We start from the raw sequence: 7,567 nt of genomic DNA, 5'->3' as shown, positions 1-7,567 counted from the left end.
TTTTAAGGTAAGACCCCAAGAAGACTACTTGGTTGATAGGCTCAAGGTGTAAGCGCAGTAATGTGTTCAGCTTATGAGTACTAATAGGTCGAGGACTTGACCAAATATGCTATGCAGTTTTGAAAGTACTATGCTTCATATTTAGTTTAACTAGTATTATGATTTGATTCACATTCCGAGTTTCCTCAAGCAAGCTTGAAAGTCAACTCTAGAATGTAAATTCAAATCAAGTACATTAAAATAACTTGGGCTTGAAAGTCGATTCTTAAGTTTACACTAAATATGTAAAGCAAACAAAATATATTAGACAATTAAGATTATGTGGTTACTATAGCAAAGAGGATACACCTGTTCCCATTCCGAACACAGAAGTTAAGCTCTTTTGCGCCGATGGTACTTGGAGGGAAGCCTCCTGGGAGAGTAGGACGTAGCCAGATAATCTTTTTTATTTTGGGTCATAATACAAGAAGGTGAGCATTGAATTAATGCTCACCTTTTCTACTATTTATTTAGATTGTTAATAAATCTGTCTATTCTGTGGATACCTTCTACAATATCATCGTTGCTACAAGCATATGAAATCCTAATATAATCGTCCATTCCAAATGCTATTCCTGGTACAGCAGCGACTTTTTCTTCTTGAAGTAAGCTCTCGCAGAACTGTATAGAAAGGCTCTCAGTGGTTTTTAGCTTATCTTTAAGATTAGATATATCTATGAACACATAAAAAGCACCCTGTGGATAAATATAGTCCAAATCTTTTATTTTTGATAGCATGGAAACAGCTAAGTTCCTACGTTTTTTATACATTTCTACCATTTGCCTCATTTCATCTTTGGCATTTATCAAAAATCCATATCCAGCCCATTGAGATATAGTAGATGGGTGAGATACTAAATGGCCTTGTACAGTGGAAATAGCTTTAGCTAAAGTTTTGTTAGATGCTGAATACCCAAGCCTCCATCCCGTCATAGAAGCAGATTTAGAAAATCCATTTATGGTTATGGTTATATCCTTTGCATGGTTAGATATTGAAGCTACACTTATATACTCATTTCCATAGCAGATACTTTCATATATTTCATCAGCTAATATGTATATATTATTTTTTACGCAAACATCAACTATGCTTTGTAGTTCATCCTTAGTATATATGGCTCCTGTTGGATTAGAAGGATTACACAAAAATAGTATTTTCGTATTAGGAGTTATACTACTTTCTATTTCATGAGGAGTAATTTTAAACTGGTTTTCCTTTTTTGTATCTACAAATACAGGAACTCCCCCAACTAATTTGACCATTTCAGGATAGCTAACCCAGTAAGGTTTTGGGATTAGCGCCTCATCATTGTAATCTAATATTGATATTAAAGCATTAGTTATAGCATGTTTAGCTCCATTTGAAATTACAATTTCATCAGTATCATACTTTACATTGTTTTCTTTATAAAGCTTATCTACTATTTCATTTCTCAATTCTATTATTCCAGGAACTAAGTCATATTTAGTTTTATTTGCGAATATAGCCTTTACAGCTTCATCTTTTCCAGCATCTGGAGTTGAAAAATCTGGTTCTCCTATACTTAAATCGATTATATCTTGTCCTTGTTTTTTTAGTTGTGATACTTTAGAACTTATTCCTATAGTAAAAGATGGAGTAATACTGCTAAGTCTTTTAGATAACATAAACTTCCTCCTATGTGATTTATATATATAAATTATATATCATAACGTGAAAAATTGAGCAAAAGATGCTAAAATTTTAGGTAGTATTAAGATTTTAAGTAATAAAGGGGAAGTATATACATATATTGGGAGGAAAATAAATGAAAAAATCTATTATGTTTCAAGGAACTGGCTCAGGAGTAGGAAAGAGTTTAATAACGGCTGCTTTTTGTAGAATATTTAAAGATGATGGATACAAAACAGTTCCATTTAAATCACAGAATATGGCTCTTAACTCATTTATAACTAAGGAAGGATTAGAAATGGGAAGAGCACAGGTTTTTCAAGCAGAGGCTGCGAGAATCGAACCTGATGTTAGAATGAATCCTATATTATTAAAGCCTACAACAGATAAGAAAGCTCAAGTTATATTCAAAGGAAAAGTTCACAAGAATATGGATGCTCAAGAATATCATAAGTTTAAGCCACAGCTTGAAAATATGATAAAAGAAATATATGAAGAATTGACTAGTGAATATGATATATGTGTATTAGAAGGAGCTGGAAGTCCAGCTGAAATAAATCTTAGAGAAAATGATATAGTAAATATGGGAATGGCAAAGCTATCTAACTCTCCTGTTGTTTTAATAGGGGATATAGATAAAGGAGGAGTTTTTGCATCGCTTGCAGGAACGATGATGCTTCTTAATGAAGAAGAAAGAAGTAGGGTTAAAGGAGTTATAATAAATAAATTTAGGGGAGATATAAAAATTTTAGAGCCAGGGCTTAAAATGTTAGAAGACATAATAAAGATTCCTGTACTAGGAGTTATCCCATACAGTGATATAAATATCGAAGATGAAGACAGCCTAAGTGAAATATTTAAAAGAAGATCAAAGTCTAATAAAGAAATAAATATAGAAGTTTTATATCTTCCTCATGTATCTAATTTTACTGATTTTAATGTGTTCCAAACGCAAGAAGATGTAAATGTAAGATATGTACTTAGAGGAGAATCTATAGGAAATCCGGACATCTTAATAATTCCTGGAAGCAAAAACACTATAGAAGATCTTATATATTTAAGAGAAAGTGGAATAGAAGAAGAAATTAAAGCCCTACATAAAAAAGGTAAGTTAATATTTGGTATATGCGGTGGATACCAAATGTTAGGTAAAAAGCTGTATGATCCAAAAGGTGTAGAATGCGGAATAAAAGAAATAGATGGGATAGGTTTTTTAGATATAGAAACAGTATTTGAAGATGAAAAGGTTACGACACAGGTTAAGGGAATAATAGAGTATGAGGGAAGTGGATATTTAGAAGGATTAAAAGGATGTAATATAGAAGGGTATGAGATACATATGGGAAGAAGTAAGTTGTGTGGTGAATCTGTGTATTTTGATAGAATTAATGAAAGATTAGGTAAGATTACAAGTGATTTAGAAGGAGCTGTCAATAGTCAAGGAAATGTTGTAGGAACATATATACATGGAATTTTTGATAATATAAATTTCACTAGAAAACTACTAAATAACGTTAGAAAAAGCAAAGGATTAGGAGAAATAGAAAGCAGCGTTGAGTCATTTAGCGAATTTAAAGAAAAAGAATATAATAAATTAGCGAACATAGTAAAGTCAAATGTAGATATGAACAAAATATATGAAATAATAGAAAGTGGTGTATAAAATTTGAAAAAGTATAGAGATTTACTATTTCTAGATATTAATGACAAAGAATATCTGGTAATATCTTGTGACTCATGCTGTGGCGTAGGGCTTAAAAAGTTTGACAAAGTTAAAGCACCCTATGAATTGGTATCATATTTTACAACTAGAGTATGTATGATGGAACTTATGTCAATAAAAGGAAATCCAATAGCCATAGTAGATAATCTAGGCACTTCTATGGAAAAAGGTGGAAATGAAATCATAAACGGAATAAAAAAATTCCTAAGAGAAAATGAAATAGATATACCTATAACTGGGAGCACAGAAGAAAATTTTATTTCATTACAGACGTTTTTAGGGTTAACTGTAATAGGAAGAGTTGATAAAGATTACGAAAAATATAATAAGCCTAGAGAAAATGATCTTATAGTCGTTTTAGGAATTCCAAAAGTAGGATCTGAAATAGATATACAAACTGATAAAGAAATAATCTCTTTTGATGATTTTAGGAAAATAATTAATTTAGAATACATAAATTGCATAATTCCAGTTGGATCAAAAGGAATAAAATATGAATCAGAAGTTATGAGTAAAATTGGAAATCTAAATATAGAATATATTGAATCAAATATAGATATATCAAAATCGGCAGGACCATCTACATGTGTTATTGCAGCGATAAATGAAGAAAATCTTAGCAAACTTAAAAATAGTATAAAATGTCCAATTAATATTATAGGAAAATTTTTCTCTTAAAAATACAACCCTTATAATTACTAACTTTCAAAAAAACGGACAAGCAATTTCAATGTATTGGACTTGTTTGACGAACAGATATAAATCTGATAATCTATGTATAGTTAAAACTGAAGAAAAGCCCTTTAACTTGGTTAAGGGGATTTTTTTTGGATATGTATGACTATATATTGTGTATATGTCAATAATAAACACAATATAATGTGTAACGGAGGTAAAGCATGATAACAAAAGTTCAAAAGAGAGACGGAAGAATAATAACCTTCAACAAAGAAAAAATCACTAGAGCGATATTTCTAGCTGCCTCAGAAGTAGCTGAAAAAGAAGGTAAAAAAGCTGATTACAATTTATCTGATGAAATATCTGATAAAGTAGTAAGTTATCTTAATAAAAAGTATATAGATAAAATACCTAGTGTTGAGGATGTACAAGATGCTGTTGTAAAGGTTTTGATAGAGGATGGACACGCAAAAACTAGTGAAGCATATATACTTTATAGAGCAGAGAGAAGCAGAATAAGAAACTCTAAAACTAGGCTTATGAAATCTATCGAAAAAATAACATTTGCAGATGCAGATAAAGCAGATATAAAAAGAGAAAATGCAAATATAGATGGAAATACAGCTATGGGAACTATGCTTCAGTATGGAAGTGCTGTTTCTAAAGAGTTTTGTAAGACATTCGTTATAAAGCCAGAACATGCTATTGCCCATGATAATGCAGACATACATATACATGATATGGATTTTTTGAATATGGGGACATTGACATGTTGTCAGATAGATCCGATAAAGCTATTTAAGCAAGGTTTCTCAACTGGACATGGTCACTTAAGAGAGCCACAAGATATAATGAGCTATGCGGCACTTGCAGCTATAGCTATTCAATCAAATCAAAATGATCAGCACGGAGGACAAAGTATTCCTTTCTTTGATTATGGATTAGCACAAGGTGTACTTAAGACATATAGAAAGCTGTACAAAGAGCATGTGCTAAACTCAATAGAGCTAAATTATTATGACAGATTTGATACACTTGATGAGATACAGGAAAGTCTATCAGAATTTATAGCTAACAATATGAAAACTATAGATATCTGTGAAGATATGGATAAAATATTTATAGATAAAATAAATGAAATACTTAATGATTACAAGGCTTCTGAGAAAATTCATAACTTCGCTAAAAATAAAGCTTTAAAAGATACTGATAGAAGAACTTATCAGGCTATGGAAGGATTTGTTCATAACTTAAATACAATGCATTCAAGAGCAGGAGCTCAAGTGCCTTTTTCAAGTATTAACTTCGGAACGGATACAAGTAAAGAAGGAAGACTTGTGAGCAAAAACCTTTTACTTTCTTTTGAGAGAGGCCTTGGAAATGGAGAAACTCCTATATTTCCTATATTAATATTTAAGGTAAAAGAAGGAATAAATTTGAACGAGAATGACCCTAATTACGACTTGTTCAAACTATCTTGTAGAGTTTCGTCAAAAAGACTTTTCCCAAATTTTAGCTTCTTAGACGCACCGTTTAACTTCAAGTACTATAAAGAAAACAAGCCTGACACAGAAGTTGCTTATATGGGATGTAGAACAAGAGTTATAGGAAATGTATGTGGAGAAGAAGTAGTCACTGGAAGAGGTAATCTATCTTTTACAACTATAAACCTTCCAAGACTTGGCATAAAGCATGGAATGGTAAGCAAGGGAAAAGCTGATATGAAAGAGTTCTATAAAGAACTAGATGAAAAAATAAATCTAGTAATAGATCAGCTTATGGAGAGATTTGACATACAAGGATCTAAAAAAATAAAAAACTTTCCTTTCCTTATGGGACAGGGTGTTTGGATGGACTCAGATAAGCTTTCTCACGATGATGAAATAAGAAAAGTAATAAAACACGGAACATTAACTGTAGGATTTATAGGTCTTGCAGAGTGTCTAAAAGCTTTAATAGGAAAACATCATGGAGAATGTGAAGAGGCACAAAAATTAGGTCTTGAAATAATAACTAGAATGAGAAAAAGATTAGATGATACAAGCAAAGAATATAATCTAAATTTCTCTCTTATAGCAACTCCAGCAGAAGGGCTTTCTGGGAGATTTACCAAAGTTGATAAATCTATATATGGAAGTATAGAAGGGGTTACAGATAAGGAATATTACACAAACTCATTTCATATTCCAGTAGATTACAAAATATCAGCATACGATAAAATAAATATAGAATCTCCGTATCATGAACTAACTAATGCAGGTCATATAACTTATATTGAATTAGAAGGAAATCCATCTGATAATCTAGAGGCATTTGAAGCCATAGTTAGAGCTATGAAAGAGGCAGGTATCGGATATGGAAGCATAAACCATCCCGTAGATAGAGATCCTGTTTGTGGATACAATGGAGTTATAGATGATGTATGCCCTGTATGTGGAAGAAAAGATGGAGAAGATGGAATATATTTTGAGAGAATAAGAAGAATAACAGGTTATTTAGTAGGAACAGTTGACAGATTTAATAATGCTAAAAGAGCGGAAGTTAGAGATAGAGTAAAACACATCTAAATTTGAGGTGGTTAAATGAAAATAAAACTAGCTTCAGATATAGTTACGGACAGCATAGTAGATGGTCCAGGACTTAGAACAGTAATATGGACTCAAGGATGCAAGCATAAATGTAAAGGTTGTCACAATCCTCAAACTCATGATTTTAACTCAGGGTTTGAGGTATCTGTTGATGATGTAATAAAAAAAATTAGAAAAGTGAAACTTCAAAGAGGAATAACGCTAAGTGGTGGAGATCCATTTGAGCAACCAGAAGCCTTGTCTATAATATGTAAAGAAGCAAAAAAGAACAATTTAGATATATGGGCATACACAGGATATACTTTTGAAGAAATAATGAACCAAAATAATCCAAACCACAAAAAATGGATAACTCTTTTAGAAGACATAGACGTTTTAGTTGATGGAAGGTTTATAGAAGATAAAAAGGATATATTCATAAAATTTAGAGGATCAAAAAATCAAAGAATAATAGATGTTAAAAAATCACTAATAAATAAAAAGTTAATTCCTCACAGCGATTATATATAGAAGATGACAATTTAGTAGTCATCTTCTTTTTATTTAAATATGTATATTTTTAAAACATCTGGGCAATCTAAACTTTGTAAGGAAAAAGCTTTGAAGAAAAAGAAATAAATTTTTCAAAAAAAGTGTTTGACACATATAAAGAAACATGATATATTATTACTTGTCGACAGGACAGAAATAAAAAACTTGTTGACAAAATGAAATGAATGATATAAACTTAAGAAAGTCACAAGATGAACTTTGAAAACTAAACAGCAGACGAATAGTAATTCAATTAACCATAAAGTCAGCTCATATGAGCCAAATTATTTTTGAGAGTTTGATCCTGGCTCAGGATGAACGCTGGCGGCGTGCCTAACACATGCAAGTCGAGCGGAG

General features: G+C 31.3%; 5 protein-coding genes and 3 rRNA genes. 7 read left to right on the top strand and 1 reads right to left on the bottom strand.

Annotated features, from left to right (window positions below; genetic code table 11):
- Window positions 1-104: ribosomal RNA gene (locus CLOTH_RS10835) — 23S ribosomal RNA — on the top strand; the annotation flags it as partial.
- A 216-nt stretch (window positions 105-320) separates the two neighbouring features.
- A 5S ribosomal RNA gene (gene rrf, locus CLOTH_RS10110) occupies window positions 321-437 on the top strand.
- A 64-nt stretch (window positions 438-501) separates the two neighbouring features.
- Here the strand turns inward: rrf and CLOTH_RS10105 are convergent.
- Window positions 502-1,686 carry a pyridoxal phosphate-dependent aminotransferase gene (locus CLOTH_RS10105; RefSeq protein WP_079413678.1) on the bottom strand — a complete coding sequence of 395 codons (1,185 nt, stop codon included), beginning with the start codon at window positions 1,684-1,686 and terminating at the stop codon, window positions 502-504.
- A 140-nt stretch (window positions 1,687-1,826) separates the two neighbouring features.
- On the opposite strand from CLOTH_RS10105, the gene CLOTH_RS10100 reads away from it, so the two are divergent.
- From CLOTH_RS10100 to CLOTH_RS10080, 5 genes are all read left to right on the top strand, one after another.
- On the top strand, window positions 1,827-3,353 hold the full coding sequence (locus CLOTH_RS10100) for a cobyric acid synthase (protein WP_079413676.1): 1,527 nt from the start codon (window positions 1,827-1,829) through the stop codon (window positions 3,351-3,353).
- Window positions 3,354-3,356: 3 nt separating this feature from the next.
- Window positions 3,357-4,091 (top strand): AIR synthase related protein, encoded by a 735-nt coding sequence (locus tag CLOTH_RS10095; protein WP_079413674.1) that lies wholly within the window; start codon window positions 3,357-3,359, stop codon window positions 4,089-4,091.
- Window positions 4,092-4,312: 221 nt separating this feature from the next.
- Window positions 4,313-6,658: an anaerobic ribonucleoside triphosphate reductase gene (locus tag CLOTH_RS10090; protein WP_079413672.1), complete on the top strand. Its 2,346-nt coding sequence runs from the start codon at window positions 4,313-4,315 to the stop codon at window positions 6,656-6,658.
- A gap of 15 nt (window positions 6,659-6,673) precedes the next feature.
- Window positions 6,674-7,189, top strand: coding sequence for an anaerobic ribonucleoside-triphosphate reductase activating protein (nrdG, locus tag CLOTH_RS10085; RefSeq protein WP_079413670.1), 516 nt, complete (start codon window positions 6,674-6,676; stop codon window positions 7,187-7,189).
- Between the two features lie 307 nt (window positions 7,190-7,496).
- Window positions 7,497-7,567: ribosomal RNA gene (locus CLOTH_RS10080) — 16S ribosomal RNA — on the top strand; the annotation flags it as partial.

The sequence above is a fragment of the Alkalithermobacter paradoxus genome (genome assembly GCA_002029295.1).
Classification (GTDB): domain Bacteria; phylum Bacillota; class Clostridia; order Peptostreptococcales; family Peptostreptococcaceae; genus Alkalithermobacter; species Alkalithermobacter paradoxus.
This window is presented reverse-complemented; position numbering and strand designations above follow the sequence as displayed.